General features: G+C 58.1%; 17 protein-coding genes. 5 read left to right on the top strand and 12 right to left on the bottom strand.

Annotated elements, in window-relative coordinates; translation table 11 throughout:
- From ACYP2Q_RS30330 to arcD (ACYP2Q_RS30295), 8 genes are all read right to left on the bottom strand, one after another.
- Positions 1-155, bottom strand: a 155-nt coding sequence (locus ACYP2Q_RS30330; RefSeq protein WP_459733855.1) for a hypothetical protein, incomplete at its 3' end; no start/stop codon positions are given.
- An 11-nt stretch (positions 156-166) separates the two neighbouring features.
- Positions 167-550: a glycine cleavage system protein GcvH gene (gcvH, locus tag ACYP2Q_RS30325; protein WP_459733852.1), complete on the bottom strand. Its 384-nt coding sequence runs from the start codon at positions 548-550 to the stop codon at positions 167-169.
- Positions 551-1,008: 458 nt separating this feature from the next.
- Complete coding sequence (locus tag ACYP2Q_RS30320) at positions 1,009-2,517, bottom strand: sigma-54-dependent transcriptional regulator (RefSeq protein WP_459733850.1); 1,509 nt, start codon at positions 2,515-2,517, stop codon at positions 1,009-1,011.
- Positions 2,518-2,657: 140 nt separating this feature from the next.
- Entirely contained in the window at positions 2,658-3,020 is a 363-nt protein-coding gene (locus ACYP2Q_RS30315; RefSeq protein ID WP_459733849.1) for a DUF5064 family protein, read from the bottom strand.
- 12 nt (positions 3,021-3,032) lie between these two features.
- Entirely contained in the window at positions 3,033-3,962 is a 930-nt protein-coding gene (arcC, locus tag ACYP2Q_RS30310) for a carbamate kinase (protein WP_459733848.1), read from the bottom strand.
- A gap of 187 nt (positions 3,963-4,149) precedes the next feature.
- A complete protein-coding gene (locus tag ACYP2Q_RS30305; protein WP_046819594.1) occupies positions 4,150-5,160 on the bottom strand; it encodes an ornithine carbamoyltransferase in 1,011 nt (336 codons plus the stop codon).
- A 69-nt stretch (positions 5,161-5,229) separates the two neighbouring features.
- The gene (gene arcA, locus ACYP2Q_RS30300) at positions 5,230-6,486 is read right to left on the bottom strand and encodes an arginine deiminase (RefSeq protein ID WP_323607799.1); all 1,257 of its coding nucleotides are present in this window, start codon (positions 6,484-6,486) and stop codon (positions 5,230-5,232) included.
- A 33-nt stretch (positions 6,487-6,519) separates the two neighbouring features.
- Positions 6,520-7,947 carry an arginine-ornithine antiporter gene (arcD, locus tag ACYP2Q_RS30295; protein WP_459733847.1) on the bottom strand — a complete coding sequence of 476 codons (1,428 nt, stop codon included), beginning with the start codon at positions 7,945-7,947 and terminating at the stop codon, positions 6,520-6,522.
- A 442-nt stretch (positions 7,948-8,389) separates the two neighbouring features.
- Here arcD (ACYP2Q_RS30295) and arcD (ACYP2Q_RS30290) point away from each other — a divergent pair, with 442 nt between their 5' ends.
- The 5 genes from arcD (ACYP2Q_RS30290) (at position 8,390) to ACYP2Q_RS30270 (ending at position 12,356) form a co-directional block, all read left to right on the top strand.
- Complete coding sequence (arcD, locus tag ACYP2Q_RS30290) at positions 8,390-9,817, top strand: arginine-ornithine antiporter (RefSeq protein ID WP_459733846.1); 1,428 nt, start codon at positions 8,390-8,392, stop codon at positions 9,815-9,817.
- Positions 9,814-10,680, top strand: a complete 867-nt coding sequence (locus tag ACYP2Q_RS30285; RefSeq protein WP_459733845.1) for a DNA-3-methyladenine glycosylase family protein — start codon at positions 9,814-9,816, stop codon at positions 10,678-10,680. Before arcD (ACYP2Q_RS30290) ends, ACYP2Q_RS30285 begins: the two co-directional genes overlap by 4 nt.
- Positions 10,681-10,889: 209 nt before the next feature.
- Complete coding sequence (locus ACYP2Q_RS30280; RefSeq protein WP_459733843.1) at positions 10,890-11,594, top strand: DUF6933 domain-containing protein; 705 nt, start codon at positions 10,890-10,892, stop codon at positions 11,592-11,594.
- A 133-nt stretch (positions 11,595-11,727) separates the two neighbouring features.
- Complete coding sequence (locus ACYP2Q_RS30275; RefSeq protein WP_459733842.1) at positions 11,728-11,973, top strand: type II toxin-antitoxin system Phd/YefM family antitoxin; 246 nt, start codon at positions 11,728-11,730, stop codon at positions 11,971-11,973.
- Between the two features lie 11 nt (positions 11,974-11,984).
- Positions 11,985-12,356 (top strand): type II toxin-antitoxin system VapC family toxin, encoded by a 372-nt coding sequence (locus tag ACYP2Q_RS30270; RefSeq protein WP_459733841.1) that lies wholly within the window; start codon positions 11,985-11,987, stop codon positions 12,354-12,356.
- A gap of 51 nt (positions 12,357-12,407) precedes the next feature.
- Here ACYP2Q_RS30270 and ACYP2Q_RS30265 read toward each other — a convergent pair whose 3' ends face one another.
- From ACYP2Q_RS30265 to ACYP2Q_RS30250, 4 genes are all read right to left on the bottom strand, one after another.
- The gene (locus ACYP2Q_RS30265) at positions 12,408-13,121 is read right to left on the bottom strand and encodes an HNH endonuclease (protein ID WP_459733840.1); all 714 of its coding nucleotides are present in this window, start codon (positions 13,119-13,121) and stop codon (positions 12,408-12,410) included.
- Between the two features lie 116 nt (positions 13,122-13,237).
- Complete coding sequence (locus ACYP2Q_RS30260) at positions 13,238-13,771, bottom strand: BRO-N domain-containing protein (protein ID WP_459733854.1); 534 nt, start codon at positions 13,769-13,771, stop codon at positions 13,238-13,240.
- Positions 13,772-14,160: 389 nt separating this feature from the next.
- Entirely contained in the window at positions 14,161-15,408 is a 1,248-nt protein-coding gene (locus ACYP2Q_RS30255) for a ribonucleotide-diphosphate reductase subunit beta (protein WP_160389719.1), read from the bottom strand.
- A 529-nt stretch (positions 15,409-15,937) separates the two neighbouring features.
- Entirely contained in the window at positions 15,938-16,201 is a 264-nt protein-coding gene (locus ACYP2Q_RS30250) for a DUF2790 domain-containing protein (RefSeq protein WP_459733839.1), read from the bottom strand.
- Between the last annotated feature and the right edge of the window lie 103 nt (positions 16,202-16,304).

Raw genomic sequence — 16,304 nt, 5'->3', positions numbered from 1 at the left:
CTGGTGCCCTTGATGCTGTCGGGGATGACGCTGGCGCTCAGGGCTTGGAGGGAGTCGAAACCGAGGGTGTTGAGCATGGCCTGCTCGTCACCGGCGCGGGGGCCGATGTGGCGGGCGATGAATTCGTTGGCGGTGGTCAGATTCACTTGAGTCATGTCAGCGCTCCTCAGGCTTCGGCTTGGGCTTTGATCAGGCGGTCGTAGGCGTCCTGATCCAGCAGTTGGCCGACAGCGGCAGCGTCAGCGGGCTGGAAGCGGAAGAACCAGCCTTCGCCCAGCGGGTCTTCGTTGACGAGCTCAGGGCTGGCATCCAGCGCCGGGTTCACTTCCAGCACTGCTCCGTCCAGGGGCATGTACACGCCGCTGGCGGCTTTTACCGATTCCACGGTGGCGGCTTCTGCGCCTTTGTCGTAGGACTGCAGCTCTGGCAGTTGTACGAAAACCACGTCGCCCAAAGCGTTCTGCGCGAAAGCGGTGATGCCGACTGTAACGCTGCCGTCAGCTTCGGTGCGCAGCCATTCGTGATCTTCAGTAAAACGCAACTCGCTCATGGAAACTCCTAAGGGGGGCCAGACTCGTCTGGTGGACGCGATTGAATGCTTGGGCAATGCCCTGATTTATGGAGGGTTACTTAGCAAGAACGCGGCCAATCTTGTTTTATTGTTATAAATCAATAAGTTAGATTATTTTGTGGTGCAGCCAAATGCGTGGAGTGTAGCGAAATCGCTACAGCTGCGGCAGAAGAAAAAAGCTTAAGGGGATCAAAGCCTTGCGCAGGGCTGGTCGCAGAGGGGTGTAGCGAAATCGTTCCGCTGTAGCGCTTTCAGTACAGGTGGAGGTCGCTTTTAGAGAGAAGATTCCATGCCGGACTCAAAACCTGTGGGAGTCAGCCTGCTGGCGATATGGCCCTCACATTCAACATCACTGTTGTCTGTAAGACCGCTATCGCCAGCAGGCTGGCTCCCACATAGGTTTGTATTGGCAGGGAGAGCTATTTCAGGTCCGAGGATTACGGCTTATTGGGAATGCCGTACTTACGCAGTCGATGGGCGATGGCGGTATGCGAGGTCTGCAGGCGGTTAGCCAGTTGCCGCGTCGAGGGATAGCTGACGTAAAGCTTTTCCAGCAGGGTCCTCTCGAACTCATCCATGGCCTGCTCCAGGCTGTCGACCTCATGATCGCTCTGGCGCGCCACCGAGGTGCCGGCGATGTCGAGGTCGCCAATGTCCACCAGGCTGCTTTCGCAAATGGCCGCCGCACGGAAAATCACATTTTGCAGTTGTCGCACGTTGCCCGGCCAGCGGTTACCGAGTAACGCCGGATAAGTGCCCGGCGCGAGGCGGCAGACCGGGCGCTGGATCTGTGCGCAGGCCTGCTGCATGAAATAGCGGGCCAGCAGCAAGATGTCCTGACCCCGTTCGCGCAGGGGCGGGACTTCGACATTGAGTACGTTGAGGCGGTAGAACAGGTCTTCGCGGAACATGCCCTCGCTGACCATTTTTTCCAGGTCGCGGTGGGTCGCGCTGAGGATCCGCACGTTGACCTTGACCTCACGATCGCCGCCAACCCGACGGAAGCTGCCATCGTTGAGAAAACGCAGCAACTTGGCCTGCAAGTACGGTGACATCTCGCCGATTTCGTCGAGAAACACCGTGCCTTGGTTGGCCAGTTCCATCAACCCCGGCTTGCCGCCCCGTTGCGCGCCGGTGAAGGCGCCCGGAGCGTAGCCGAACAGCTCGCTTTCGGCGAGGTTCTCCGGCAATGCCGCGCAGTTCAATGCCAGGAACGGTGAGCTGTGCCGTGCACTGATGGCGTGGCAAGCCCGGGCCACCAGTTCCTTGCCGGTGCCGGTTTCGCCCTGGATCAACAGCGGCGCATCGAGTGCCGCCACCCGTTGCGCGCGAACCTTGAGCGTGCGAATTACCGGTGACTCGCCCAGCAGCGCATCGAAACCTTCAGCATGATCGTGGTGCAGGGCTGAGAGGCGTTCGCCGATACGGTTCGGTTGATACAGGGTCAGCAGGGCGCCAGCGTCGGTGATCGGCGTGGCGTCCAGCAACAACGTCTGGCCGTTGACGGTGATTTCCCGCAGCGGCAGGCGAAAACCCTGTTCGAGCAACGCGTCGAGCAGCGCTGGGTCAGCAAACAGGTCGGCGACGCTTTCACCGGCCGGCTCGCGGCCGTACAGGGCAATCAATGCGGGGTTGGCCAACAACACCTTGCCGGCGCTGTCCAGCGCCAGCACCGGGTCGGTCATCGCCGCGAGTAGCGCATCGAGCTGCAAGTGCCGGCGCTGGCCGGGCAGGATGTCGACCACGGTCATCGCCTGCACACCACGCACGCTCAGCAGTGCATCGCGCAGTTCCTCGAGCACTTGCGGGCTCAGGGTCGGCGCGTCGATATAGACGTTGGGCGGGACCATTTCCACCGCATCCAGGTTGAGGTTGCGTCCACCGAGCAGGGCCAGGACTTCCTGGGTGATGCCGACTCGATCGATGAAGCTGACGTGGATACGCATGGGGCGGTTTTGGGTTCTGGCGTGCGGAGGGTGGCAAGTATGCCTTGGAGCGGGGGGTAAGGTGAAATCCAGCGCAGGACTTCAGGTCAGCGATGATTCCCTGTGGGAGCGAGCAAGCCCGCTCCCACAAGGTACGTGGGTTATTCGAAGTGCTCGGGGTTCACCGGGTCGCCGGATTTCATATCCAACTGCTGCCGGATGTCTTCGAACATCAAGTCGTAATGCTTGTGGACCGAGCCGATCTGGCTATGGGATTTCGGAATGCCGTACTTCTCGGCAATCCTCGTCACATCTCTGGCGAAGTTGTAGGCCTCCTCCTTGGGCAGGAAGAAGGGCTCCGACATGTCCTTGCCCTGAATGCTGCCGTGCATGGTGAACTGGATGCCTTTTTCGCCTTTGTCATTCTTGCTGACTTCATAGTCGAGGTGCACGTTGTAGCTGACATCGTCCGGTGTCAACGCATGACGCTCGATGTGCAAGTGACCTGGCTCAAACTGTGCCATGGGCGTCTCTCCTTACGAGTAGGTAATGCCAGGTGTTGCCGTGCTGATGCGCGTGCCGGCCGTGCCCTGGACGATCGCTTCGATATCCGCGAGTGAGCCGATCACCGCGACCTTTCCAGTATGGCGCGCGAATTCGCAGGCTGCCTGCACTTTCGGTCCCATGGAGCCGGCGGCGAAGCCGAGTTTTTCCATTTCGTCCGGGTGCGCCTGGGTGATGCTTTTCTGGGTCGGTTTGCCAAAGTCGACAAATGCGGCGCTGACGTCGGTGGCGATCACCAGCAAATCGGCTTCAAGCTGTTCGGCCAGCAGCGCCGAGCACAGGTCCTTGTCGATCACCGCTTCGACGCCTTCAAGTTTGCCGGGTGCGGTGTACATGGTTGGAATGCCGCCACCGCCGGCGCAGATCACGATGCTGCTTTTTTCCAGCAGCCACTTGATCGGGCGGATTTCGAAGATGCGCTTGGGTTTGGGGCTGGCGACCACGCGGCGGTATTTGTCGCCATCCGGGGCAATCGCCCAGCCTTTCTCGGCGGCAAGTTTTTCGGCTTCGTCCTTGGTGTACACCGGGCCGATGGGTTTGGTGGGGTTCTGGAAGGCCGGGTCATTGGCATCGACTTCGACCTGGGTCAGCAGGGTGGCGAAGGGCACTTCGAAGTCCAGCAGATTGCCCAGTTCCTGTTCGATGATGTAGCCGATCATGCCTTCGGTTTCGGCGCCGAGCACGTCCAGCGGGTAAGGCGACACCGAGGTGTAGGCCGCCGCCTGCAGCGACAGCAGGCCGACTTGCGGGCCATTGCCGTGGGCGATGACCAGTTGGTTGCCGGCATGGATCTTGGCGATCTGCTCGGTGGCGATCCGGATGTTGGCGCGCTGGTTGTCCGCGGTCATGGGTTCACCCCGGCGGAGCAGGGCGTTACCGCCCAGAGCAACGACGATACGCATGGTGCATGTCCTTCTAGAAGAGAAGTAAGCGGGCGACTCGGTCTGTCGATGGAACCCTGATCCCTGTGGGAGCGAGCCTGCTCGCGATGGGATCGCCGCGGTCGGTCAGATGCACCGCGGCGCTGCCATCGCCGGCAGGCCAGCTCCCACATTGACCCAGGTCCTTCAGTGGGAGCCGAGTGGGCCGTTATAGGTCAGCCAGCGTCGACACCAGAATCGCCTTGATCGTATGCATGCGATTCTCCGCTTGCTCGAAGGCGATGCAGGCCGGCGACTCGAACACGTCATCGGTCACTTCGATGCCGTTCTTCAGGTTCGGGTACTGCTCGGCAATCTGCTTGCCGACCTTGGTGTCGCTGTTGTGGAACGCCGGCAGGCAGTGCATGAACTTGGTGCGCGGGTTGCCGGTGGCTTTCATCAGTTCGGCATTCACTTGATACGGCAGCAGTTGCTGGATGCGTTCGGCCCAGGCTTCGACCGGTTCGCCCATCGACACCCAGACGTCGGTGTGGATGAAGTCCACGCCCTTGACCGCCGCTTTCGGGTCTTCAGTGAGGGTGATACGCGCACCGCTTTCTTCACCGTACTTTTTGCAGCGGGCCACCAGGTCGTCCAACGGCCAAAGGGCTTTCGGCGCGCAGATGCGCACGTCCATGCCCAGTTTGGCGCCGATCAGCAGCAGCGAATTGCCCATGTTGTTACGCGCATCGCCAAGGTAGGCGTAGCTGATCTCGTGGATCGGCTTGTCGGCGTTTTCACGCATGGTCAGCACGTCGGCGATCATTTGCGTCGGGTGATATTCGTCGGTCAGGCCGTTGAACACCGGTACGCCGGCAAACTTGGCCAGTTCCTCGACGATTTCCTGCTTGAAGCCACGGTACTCGATGGCGTCGTACATGCGCCCGAGCACGCGGGCGGTGTCCTTCATGCTTTCCTTGTGGCCGATCTGCGAGGAGTTCGGATCGATATAGGTGACGTTGGCACCCTGGTCATAGGCCGCGACTTCGAACGCACAGCGGGTGCGGGTCGAGGTTTTTTCGAAGATCAGCGCGATGTTGTTGCCCTTGAGGTGTTGCTGTTCGGTGCCGGTGTACTTGGCGCGCTTGAGATCGCGGGACAGGTCGAGCAGGTAGCGCAATTCGCGAGGGGTGTGGTGTTCCAGGCTCAGCAGATTGCGGTTATGGATATTGAACGCCATTTTGGATCTCCTAAGGTGTCGGTTATCCCGATGGCCAGCACTGGGTAAGTGCGGGCCAAGGCTGATGGGTTAGTAGTCGATCGGATCGCGGATGATCGGGCAGGTCATGCAGTGGCCGCCGCCGCGACCGCGACCGAGTTCGCCGGCGCTGATGGTGATGACTTCCACCCCGGCCTTGCGCAGCAGGGTGTTGGTGTAGGTGTTGCGGTCGTAGCCGATGACCACGCCCGGTTCCACGGCCACCACGTTGTTGCCGTCGTCCCATTGCTCGCGTTCGGCGGCGAAGCTGTTGCCGCCGGTTTCGACGACGCGCAGGGCCTTGAGGTTGAGGGCCTGGGCCACGGTGTCGAGGAAGTTGGTTTCTTCGCGGCGGATGTCGATGCCACCCGGTTTGCTTTCATCGGGGCGCAGGGTGAAGGCGACGATCTGGTTCACCACTTCCGGGAAGATGGTCACCACATCGCGGTCGCAGAAACTGAACACAGTGTCCAGGTGCATCGCCGCGCGGGATTTTGGCAGGCCGGCGACTATGACTTTCTCCACGGCTTTTTTCTTGAACAGCTCCACCGCCAGTTGGCCGATGGCCTGGCGCGATGAGCGTTCGCCCATGCCGATCAACACCACACCGTTGCCGATCGGCATCACGTCGCCGCCTTCAAGGGTGGAGCTGCCGTGGTCCTTGTCCGGGTCGCCGTACCAGATTTCGAATTCGGCGTTGGTGAACTGCGGGTGGAATTTGTAGATGGCGGTGGTCAGCAGGGTTTCCTGGCGACGCGCCGGCCAGTACATCGGATTGAGCGTGACGCCACCGTAGATCCAGCAAGTGGTGTCGCGGGTGAATTGGGTGTTGGGCAGTGGCGGCAGGATGAAGCTGGAGTGGCCGAGGAATTCACGGAACATCTGGATGGTCTTGCCGCCGAAACTGTCCGGCAGGTCATCGGCAGAGACACCGCCAATCAGGAACTCGGCGATATGTCGTGGCTCCAGGCTGCGCAGCCACGAACTCGTTTCATTGATCAGGCCCAGGCCCACCGAGTCGGCGGTGATCTTGCGCTCAAGAATCCAGTCCAGGGCTTCGGGGATGGCGACGATGTCGGTCAGCAGGTTGTGCATTTCCAGTACATCGACACCGCGTTCGCGCATTTTGGTGACGAAATCGAAATGGTCGCGCTTGGCCTGGGCCACCCACAGCACGTCATCGAACAGCAGTTCGTCGCAGTTGTTCGGGGTCAGCCGCTGATGGGCCAGGCCGGGTGAGCAAACCATGACTTTGCGCAGTTTGCCGGCTTCGGAATGGACGCCGTACTTAACTTTTTCCGTGGTCATTTCAGTGAACCTCCAGATGGCAAGACAGTCGTGTTACAGGGTCAGGAAGCCGTCGTAGAGACCGTAGGCCGCCACCAGGGCGCCGACGACCACCAGGGCGAAAATCAGCTTCTCGACATTGGTGAAAACCGGTTTCTTCAGTTCCAGCTTGGCCTTGGCGAACAGGATCACGCCGGGGGCATAGAGCAGGGCGGAGAGCAGCAGGTATTTGACGCCGCCGGCGTACAGCAGCCAGACCGCGTAGATCAGCGCCACGGCGCCAATGATCAGATCTTTCTGGCGCTCCCCCGCCGCGCCTTCGTAGGTTTCGCCGCGAACCGCCAGCAACAGGGCGTACGCCGCCGACCACAGGTACGGCACCAGGATCATCGAGGTGGCGAGGTAGATCAGCGACAGGTAGGTGCTGGCGGAAAACAGCGTGATGACCAGGAAGATCTGCACCATGGCGTTGGTCAGCCACAGGGCGTTGACCGGGACCTGGTTGGCGTTTTCGCGGCGCAAAAACGCCGGCATGGTGTGGTCCTTGGCGGCGGCGAACATGATCTCCGCGCACAGCAGCACCCAGGACAACAGCGCACCGAGCAACGAGATGATCAGACCGACGCTGATCAGCACCGCTCCCCACTGGCCCACCACGTGTTCCAGCACGGCGGCCATCGACGGGTTCTGCAGCTTGGCCAGTTCCGGCTGGGTCAGGATGCCCAGCGACAGCACGTTCACCAGCACCAGGATCAGCAGCACGGTGATAAAGCCGATCACCGTGGCCTTACCCACATCGCTGCGTTTTTCTGCGCGCGCCGAGAAAATGCTCGCGCCTTCGATGCCGATGAACACCCACACGGTGACCAGCATCATGTTGCGCACCTGGTTCATCACGCTGCCCAGGTCCGGGTTCTTCATGCCCCAGATGTCGGCGGTGAAGATGTCCAGCTTGAAGGCGAAAATCGCGATCAGCACAAACAGAATCAGCGGTACGATCTTGGCGACCGTGGTCACCAGGTTGATGAACGCCGCTTCCTTGATCCCCCGCAACACAAGCAAATGCACGGCCCACAGCAACACGGACGCGCCGATCACGGCGGCGACGGTATTGCCCTCGCCAAACACCGGGAAGAAGTAGCCGAGGGTGCTGAACAACAGCACGAAGTAGCCGACGTTGCCCAGCCAGGCACTGATCCAGTAACCCCAGGCCGACGAGAAACCCATGTAGTCGCCGAAACCGGCCTTGGCGTAGGCGTAGACCCCGCCGTCCAGGTCGGGTTTGCGGTTTGCCAGGGTCTGGAACACAAAGGCGAGGGTGAGCATGCCGACAGCGGTGATCGCCCAGCCAATCAGAATGGCGCCGACGTCGGCACTGGCCGCCATGTTCTGCGGCAGGGAAAAGATCCCGCCACCAATCATCGAACCGACGACCAATGCAACCAGTGCGCCGAGTTTCAGTTTTCCGGGAGCTTCAGACATTCCGTGACTCCATGCAGGAGAAGTGAGACAGCAGACTAAGTCCGCCAGCCGAACGGTGGGCTGACTTAGATCAGTACAGGTCTACATTCCATTGTTAATAACTGAATGATTAGCTCGCACAAGGCCACAGCCTGTAATGCTTGTTCCAGAGGCCTCGTTGATTTTTTGTTGAAACTTTTTCGCATTCCCTGCGACTTATGAAGCTAGTTCGTTTTTTGCAATCCGCAAATTTTCCTCATGGGTTGTTAGAACTGAATTTCCTTACTAAAAAGTATTTATAAAGCGAAAAATTATATGGGACTCTTTTCGGTCATATTCCGCAGTTGAAGGGATGTTCGTTGGCGTTATCCAATAAACGTCATTACGCTTCATCCATTCAGTAAACGCAGGATATGTGACGATTTCGCGGCGACTGCCGCCCCTGGGAAACGGAGACACAGGCATGTCGCAATCGACGCAAAAGCTACGCCTTAGCGCACTGATCGCGCTGGTGGTGGGGTCGATGATTGGTGGCGGGATCTTTTCCCTGCCGCAGAACATGGCGGCCAAGGCCGACGCCGGTGCGATATTGATCGGCTGGGCAATCACGGCTGTCGGCATGCTCACCCTGGCCTTCGTGTTCCAGACCCTGGCCAATCGCAAACCGGAACTGGACTCGGGGGTGTACGCCTACGCCAAAGCCGGCTTCGGCGACTACATGGGCTTCTCTTCGGCCTGGGGCTACTGGATCAGCGCCTGGCTGGGCAACGTCGGTTACTTCGTTTTGCTGTTCAGCACCCTTGGTTTTTTCTTCCCGGTGTTCGGCGAAGGCAACACCCCGGTCGCCATCGCCTGTGCCTCGGTGCTGCTGTGGACGGTGCACTTCGTGGTGATGCGTGGGATCAAGGAAGCAGCCTTCATTAACCTGCTGACGACCGTGGCGAAGATTGTGCCGCTGATCATGTTCATCGTGATCGCCGCCGTAGCCTTTAAAGCGGACGTCTTTACCCGCGACATCTGGGGACGCAGCAACCCGAGTTTCGGCAGCGTGATGGACCAGGTGCGCAACATGATGCTGGTCACGGTGTTCGTGTTCATCGGCATCGAGGGCGCCAGTGTCTATTCGGCGCGCGCCGAGAAACGTGCGGACGTGGGCCGGGCCACGGTCATTGGGTTTCTCGGGGTGTTGGCGCTGCTGGTGCTGGTCAACGTGCTGTCGCTGGGGATCCTGAGCCAGCCGGAACTGGCCACCTTGCAGAACCCGTCGTTGGCCGCGGTGCTGGAGCATATCGTCGGCCCCTGGGGCGCGTTGCTGATCAGTATCGGCCTGGGGATTTCACTGCTGGGTGCCTTGCTATCCTGGGCGCTGCTGTGCGCCGAAATCCTCTTCGCCACGGCCAAGGACAAGACCATGCCGGCGTTCCTGACCAAGGAAAACGCCAACCATGTGCCGGTCAATGCGCTGTGGATGACCAACGTGATGATCCAGCTGTTTTTGCTGATCACCCTGTTCTCCGCCGGCACCTACACCAGCCTCATCTACCTCGCGTCATCGATGATCCTGGTGCCCTACCTGTGGTCGGCGGCTTATGCGGTGCTGTTGAGCGGGCGCGGAGAAACCTACGAACACGCGTCCGCCGAACGGACCAAGGACCTGCTGATCGGCGGCGTCGCCCTGAGCTACGCGGTGTGGCTGCTGTACGCCGGCGGCTTGAAGTACCTGCTGCTCTCGGCGTTGCTCTATGCGCCGGGCGTGATCCTGTTCGCCAAGGCCAGGCATGAACAGGGCATGCCTTTGTTCACCGCGATCGAGAAGGGCATCTTTACCTGCGTCGTCTGCGGAGCTGGGTTGGCGGCGTATGGGCTGTATAGCGGGCTACTCCGGTTGTGAAGTTATTGCTGGCGTTCCAGCCGCCCTACGACTGGCTGGCGATGCTGGAGTTTCTCTCGGCCCGGGCGATTGCCGGAATGGAAGAGGTGGTCGACGGCGCTTACTCGCGCAGCATCGGCTTGAACGGGGTTCACGGGACACTTTCGATCAAGCCGGCGACGGCAGACTCACTGGAACTGACTCTGGACTTTCCCGATGCGAGTGCAGTGCCCGAGATCGTCGCCAGGTTGCGGCGGATGTTTGACCTGGATGCCGACCTGATCACCATGCAACGGCACCTGGCGGCCGATCCACTGCTGGCTCGCCTGATTGCACGGCATCCGGGACTGCGCGTGCCGGGGGCGTGGGACGGTCTGGAACTGGCGATTCGTGCGGTGTTGGGGCAGCAGATTACCGTGAGCGCGGCCATCAAATTGGCTGGGAAACTGGTGGCGCAGTACGGCGCGCCACTGGCCTCGCCGCACGGTGGCTTGACCCATGTGTTTCCAGATGCGGCGGTTTTGGCGGCGGCGGACCTTGCGACATTGGGGATGCCGAAAAGCCGTGGTCGCACGCTGTCGGGTGTGGCTCAGGCGTTGCTTGATGATCCTTTATTGTTTGAACCTGGTCGGCAGGGTGGAGTGAAGCGGTTGCTGGCGTTATATGGGATTGGTGACTGGACGGCGCAGTACATCGCTCTGCGGCAGTTGCGGGAAATGGATGGGTTGCCGAATGGGGATGTTGGGTTGATCAATGCGTTGGCGGCATTGGAAGGTGGGGTGGTGACGGCTCGGGAGTTGTTGGCGCGGGCTGAGGAGTGGCGGCCGTATCGGGGGTATGCGGCGCAGTTGCTTTGGACTTCGTTGAGTCGGCAAAGTGAATAAGCGTTTGGTCGCGGCGCCCTGACGTACTGTGATGACCTGAATGCGACAGGATTTTTCGGCAAGAATGAGTTTTACTTCGTCAATATTCTTCGCAGGAGTAATGCTCATGTCCATCATCGTAAGCGATTGGATATGAGATTGAATGGGCTGATGAGATCCTGCGGCAAGACTGACAACCGCTATCGCCAGCCTTCTACCAGAGAACCAGGATGTTGATTTTCAATTGCACCGAAGCCGCCAGCAACTTTTTCAGCCGTGTTCACAAGGGCAAGAAAATCACCCCGGTGGAGAAACCGACGTCGCTCATTATTGAGGACGATACGCCTGATGAGTCGGCCGAACAGTGGCTGGTTCACGCCATCACCGTTCAACGTAAACATGTGCTGTTCGTCATCCATGTGCAAACCCGGTATTGCATGATTTTCGCGGACGCGAAAAAAGCGGATATCGAAGGTTTCGTCGATCGTTTTGCCGAGCGTTGGATAAACGGCCTGATCCACCATGCGGGCCAGCACGACATCCTTCGCTGGGTCGATGACGAGCCGATGATGGAGCGCTTCCAGGAGAGTTGCCGCGAGTACGTGTTTTACAAACGCGGGCATCGCGGTGCGCAAAAACACCTCAATGAAATTGCCTGGATATTCGAGGATTGCGCCGCCGAATGGGGTACGTTGCCCCCGGATGAGTTCGCCGCTGGACGCTTCGACAGTGATATGAACGACACCCCGAGAAGTAGTAAAGGCAAGAAGGACTATTACTACCCGGATGAGGAAATGATCGTTCACTGGTTACGCCGCTACGCTGGGCTTGATGAGTCTCGTATTCAAGCCGCCCGTGAGCGGCGCATGGAAGTGAAGCGGGAGATATGGGCGCTGGAAGATAAGCTTCGGCAAGCGCTTGAGCCATTGCAGTAATGCAGCCGGCTCATGAGGGCGCGTAGTTAGTCTTCGTTGCAATGGGGTTTGCCTGACAGTCGGTGAACCCTTTGCCTTGCCTTCAGAAAAACTCTGGCTTAGGCTAGCTTAGCTAATTCCGTATAGGTGCCTTATGAGCGACCTCGTTCAAGTAAACATGCACGAAGCCAAATCCCAACTCTCCCAACTTGCTGAGCGTGCTTGGCATGGTGACAAGGTTGTAATTGCCAAGGCCGGCAAGCCTTATCTGGATCTGCTACCTCATGTCGAAACACCACGGGCGCGCAAGCCAGGGCGGTTGAAAGGGAAAATTCGAATGTCAGCTGATTTTGACAAGACTCCTGAAGACATCATTGCTGGATTTGAGGGCAGCTTATGAGGCGTCTTTTATTGGATACCCATGTGTTTCTTTGGTGGTTGTCCGATGATCCTGCCTTAGGCGCAGAAGCTCGACAAATGATTGGGGAGCCGCGCAATCAGGTACTGGTGAGCGCCGCTTCGATCTGGGAGATATCGATCAAGCAGGCAAAAGGGATGCTGGAAGCTCCAGAGGATCTTGAGGCGTTGGTTGAGGACGAGGGTTTTACCAAACTGCCGATTTCGCTGTTTCATGGACAGCAGGCGGGCAAGTTACCAGAAATTCACCGCGATCCCTTTGATCGGATGTTGATTGCCCAGGCTCAGGCGGAAGGGTTGGAGTTGGTTACAGCGGACGGGATTATTCCGCAGTATGGGGTACGGGTGATTGCGGCACGGTTGTGAGGGGGCGGCATCGACCTCACATAAGCAATGAGGTCGGGCAACAGACGCCAATTACTCCCGCTTGAGCCGCATCACCTTCGTATAAAGTGACAAGGTGAACTCAACCTTGTCGCTCGAAAGATGACAACGCCGATGACAGTTTGGGCAAAGCGCGACAGCGTTAGAAATGCAATCCGAACCTTTTTGCGCCAAATGTTTAACGTGATGAACCTCTAGAAACGGCAAGCCATCGGCTTCAAATGGTGCTTTCTGGCCGCAGCCTTCACAAATCCCCTTGGCTAAGTCAGCCACCCAGGCTCTAACTTTTGGGTCGCGGACGTAGGACGTGGTGACGGTGCTAGTCTGTTGAGGGCTCGGGTTACCAGTTGGCTCAACCTTCAGACCTTGTTTTTGCAGCTTGGATGTTCGGCGTAGCAATGTCTCATGGTTGGCGGTTGGAGCGAATTCGCCCACACCTGGCACCACTTTTTTGGCCAATACCTTGCGAATCCGCTCACCGATCCCTGCCCCAATGTTCTTGGCAGGCCTGTAGCCAATAATTCGCGGCAGATCCAATTGCTCCAGCACCGCAGAGATATTTTGCATGCGGTACTCAACCGAAGAGGCACTACGTTTGCTTAACGGGCCTTCACGCAAAAGCTGGTTCTCAACTGACTTCTTGAACGTCTGCCCGCTTTGCTCCAGGCCCAGCATTTTCAGATAAGCATCGACCGAAGCTTCAAGCTCCTGATCGCTCCAGCCACTTTTTTCCTTTGAAGTGTCCATACAATCGCCGAGGGTGGAAAACCCTCGGACGATACTGAATGGCCACTACGGCTGTCTACGAAATTTCCCACAAGAAATAGCGACGTCTCCCACAAGAGAGCCTACAAGCGCGTCATCTAACCTATCGAATGCTTCGACGACTGAAATATCTGCGCGACTCTCTGCCACCAAGGTTTAACGACAGGCACTCGGCGCTGGGTGTGGTCGTCCAGTAGGTAAGGCATATCTCGCAGTCGAATCCAGCCTTCATTCTGCCAATGCAGTAGGCTCAACGACATTTCCGGCCAGTCCAACAAACTCAACATCGGTCGATCCGAGTTCTTTGGCTTATCCGCATCTCGTAAGGCCGGTACTACCTGATGGGTTAGCCATTCGCGCAACAATCGATTTCCGGGCGCGTAGTGATACACCAGCAGCGCATATACACCGGACTCGCTGAGCATCAGTTGTTTTTTAGTTTGTCGGTAATACTCAATCCACAATGTGTGGTGCTGGTCTTTGTCCAGTTTGTTGAGCATGCGCTCACTCAAGTGAAATCCCATCAAGCGACCGACATCGCGGGCGCAGAACCATGGTTGGTTTTCAAGGAGGAGGGCGTGGAGTGGGAGGTTATGGCGGTGGAAGACTGTCGAACTGAGAAGGTCGGTCATTTCCGGTCGGTGTGAAATTTGTGCAGGCATTGCCATTACCTCTACGTGTGAAATTGAAAGGGCCAGAGCCCAACGTAGAGGATCTAAGAATCCCAACAGAGCTGTTCTCCCTTACACGCAGGAATACGCTTTTATGCTGGAAGCAGCATGCGTTCTGTGTGATGAGGTTAGCTTCTACGTTGGGCGTTTCTTAGGCACCTGCAGCAGAGATTAGAGCGGCTTTGAATGGTTATCAATGCGGATGCAACTGGAAATGCTGTAGGAGTTTTACGACTGCTGAGGATACGGGTAGGAGTTTTCCTGCTGTCAATAAAAAGCCCCGATCAGATCGGGGCTTTTAGATGTTCGATTTGGCGATTCAAGTCGCTAAATCGTGGCTTGCCAAGGAATCAATCCCAGCTAAGCGCACCACCGGTTTGGTATTCGATTACGCGAGTCTCAAAGAAATTCTTCTCTTTCTTCAAGTCCATGATCTCGCTCATCCAAGGGAACGGGTTAGTCGTCCCTGGGTATTCTTCCTTCAAACCAATCTGCGACAAACGACGGTTGGCGATGAACTTGAGGTAGTCCTCCATCATCGCCGCGTTCATGCCCAGCACGCCGCGAGGCATGGTGTCACGAGCGTATTCGATCTCCAGCTGAGTGCCTTGCAGGATCATCTGCGAAGCTTCTTCCTTCATTTCGGCGTCCCACAGGTGTGGGTTTTCGATTTTGATCTGGTTGATCACGTCGATGCCGAAGTTCAGGTGCATGGATTCGTCGCGCAGGATGTACTGGAACTGCTCGGCGACGCCGGTCATTTTGTTGCGGCGGCCCATGGAGAGGATCTGGGTGAAGCCGCAGTAGAAGAAGATGCCTTCCAGGACGCAGTAGTAGGCGATCAGGTTGCGCAGCAACTCTTTGTCGGTTTCGACGGTGCCGGTTTCGAACTTCGGATCGGAGATCGAACGGGTGTACTTGAGGCCCCAGGTGGCTTTTTTCGCGACCGATGGGATCTCGTGGTACATGTTGAAGATCTCGCCCTCATCCATGGCCAGCGATTCGATGCAGTACTGGTAGGCGTGGGTGTGGATCGCCTCTTCGAATGCCTGGCGCAGGATGTACTGGCGGCATTCCGGGTTGGTGATCAGGCGGTATACGGCCAGGACCAGGTTGTTGGCCACCAGGGAGTCGGCGGTGGAGAAGAAGCCGAGGTTGCGCATCACGATGCGGCGCTCGTCGTCGGTCAGGCCTTCCGGGTCTTTCCAGAGGGCGATGTCGGCGGTCATGTTGACTTCTTGCGGCATCCAGTGGTTTGCGCAGCCGTCCAGGTACTTCTGCCAGGCCCAGTCGTACTTGAAAGGTACGAGCTGGTTGAGGTCGGCACGGCAGTTGATCATGCGCTTTTCATCGACAGCGACACGGGCGGAGGCGCCTTCGAGTTCGGCGAGGCCTTCGGCGACGTCGAGCGAGTCCAGGGCGGCTTTGGCGCGGGCAACGGCGGCGGAGTCAGCGGCGGTCACGGCGCGAGCTTCCAGGGCGGCGGCACCGCCGGCGCTGTCGAGACGGTCCATGTTGGCTTCGGTGGCGTGGCCAGCGTTGGCGCTCTTGACTGCTACTTCCGTGTCTTCTTTGTCGAATTCGTCCCAGCTCAGCATGACGTGTCGTCTCCTGCGTGAGGGCCAGCGTGCCCGTGTGAAAATGATGGGTTGGTTTTTCACACGGCGGTGCTGGCCGCGTTGGATAGCGTTTTTTGCAGCGGTACACGCAGGCAATAAACATAAATTTTGTACGGGGTTCCGAGAGCCACTGATGGGCGCAATCAGCATCGAATGCCGTTGCGGGGCTTCAGACTGGCTATTCATCCCTGTAAGGGGATATTGCAGGCCCGTTTAAGGCCGCATTATAGGGAAATTTTTAGGGTCGTGGTGGGGCGAATCCGCGCATGGAGCGGTCGAGAGGGGTCGGAGCGAGGGTTTACAGGGCTTTGGCGGGTGAAGATTTTTTTTCGCGCAAATGGCGTGGAATCGGTTTTGCTCAAAAAGTAAGCAGAAAAGCGCCTTTTTTACTACATCTTGTGTTTGTGGGCGATTTTTGACCAGTCCAGACACAACTGAGCCCGACGTGAGCCGGGCTGGAATCGACCTTCAGCAAAGCGCTGGAGAGGCCGGATTCGGCGCAGTCAGATCAGCCGCTGGAGCAGCCGTTACCCATGACGCTGTAGCGCAGGATATGGCGTTGGCCTTTGGAGTCGTCATATTCCATTTTTGCCGGGACAACTTCACACACATTGGGAACTTCGCTCATTGAAATAACTTTGGCGATGTCCAGGTCCATCGAGTAAGTGTAATCCTCGATGGCCGGTTGTTGCTGCGCGACATCAGTCTGGACCTCGTCTGCCATGGCGGTTGCGCACAGGCTGCTGAGGGCCAGAACCAATAAAGCTTTCATCTAATGTTTACCTTTTACAAGTCGAGTGGGGTCACGCAACCTTTTTGGGGTTGCGTGTGGATCGGACTACTTGGGTTTGGGTTAACTGCCTTCGTGGGGGCTG

This window comes from Pseudomonas sp. MHK4 (genome assembly GCF_054600775.1).
The sequence above is the reverse complement of the archived record's forward strand: the minus strand, read 5'-3'. Positions and strand labels throughout refer to the sequence as shown.

Excerpts from the sequence above, each read along its gene's own strand:
- gcvH (WP_459733852.1), bottom strand. The coding sequence starts at position 550 with ATGAGCGAGTTGCGTTTTACTGAAGATCACGAATGGCTGCGCACCGAA.
- ACYP2Q_RS30320 (WP_459733850.1), bottom strand. The coding sequence starts at position 2,517 with ATGCGTATCCACGTCAGCTTCATCGATCGAGTCGGCATCACCCAGGAA.
- ACYP2Q_RS30315 (WP_459733849.1), bottom strand. The coding sequence starts at position 3,020 with ATGGCACAGTTTGAGCCAGGTCACTTGCACATCGAGCGTCATGCGTTG.
- arcC (WP_459733848.1), bottom strand. The coding sequence starts at position 3,962 with ATGCGTATCGTCGTTGCTCTGGGCGGTAACGCCCTGCTCCGCCGGGGT.
- ACYP2Q_RS30305 (WP_046819594.1), bottom strand. The coding sequence starts at position 5,160 with ATGGCGTTCAATATCCATAACCGCAATCTGCTGAGCCTGGAACACCAC.
- arcA (WP_323607799.1), bottom strand. The coding sequence starts at position 6,486 with ATGACCACGGAAAAAGTTAAGTACGGCGTCCATTCCGAAGCCGGCAAA.
- arcD (WP_459733847.1), bottom strand. The coding sequence starts at position 7,947 with ATGTCTGAAGCTCCCGGAAAACTGAAACTCGGCGCACTGGTTGCATTG.
- arcD (WP_459733846.1), top strand. The coding sequence starts at position 8,390 with ATGTCGCAATCGACGCAAAAGCTACGCCTTAGCGCACTGATCGCGCTG.
- ACYP2Q_RS30280 (WP_459733843.1), top strand. The coding sequence starts at position 10,890 with ATGTTGATTTTCAATTGCACCGAAGCCGCCAGCAACTTTTTCAGCCGT.
- ACYP2Q_RS30275 (WP_459733842.1), top strand. The coding sequence starts at position 11,728 with ATGAGCGACCTCGTTCAAGTAAACATGCACGAAGCCAAATCCCAACTC.
- ACYP2Q_RS30265 (WP_459733840.1), bottom strand. The coding sequence starts at position 13,121 with ATGGACACTTCAAAGGAAAAAAGTGGCTGGAGCGATCAGGAGCTTGAA.
- ACYP2Q_RS30260 (WP_459733854.1), bottom strand. The coding sequence starts at position 13,771 with ATGACCGACCTTCTCAGTTCGACAGTCTTCCACCGCCATAACCTCCCA.
- ACYP2Q_RS30255 (WP_160389719.1), bottom strand. The coding sequence starts at position 15,408 with ATGCTGAGCTGGGACGAATTCGACAAAGAAGACACGGAAGTAGCAGTC.
- ACYP2Q_RS30250 (WP_459733839.1), bottom strand. The coding sequence starts at position 16,201 with ATGAAAGCTTTATTGGTTCTGGCCCTCAGCAGCCTGTGCGCAACCGCC.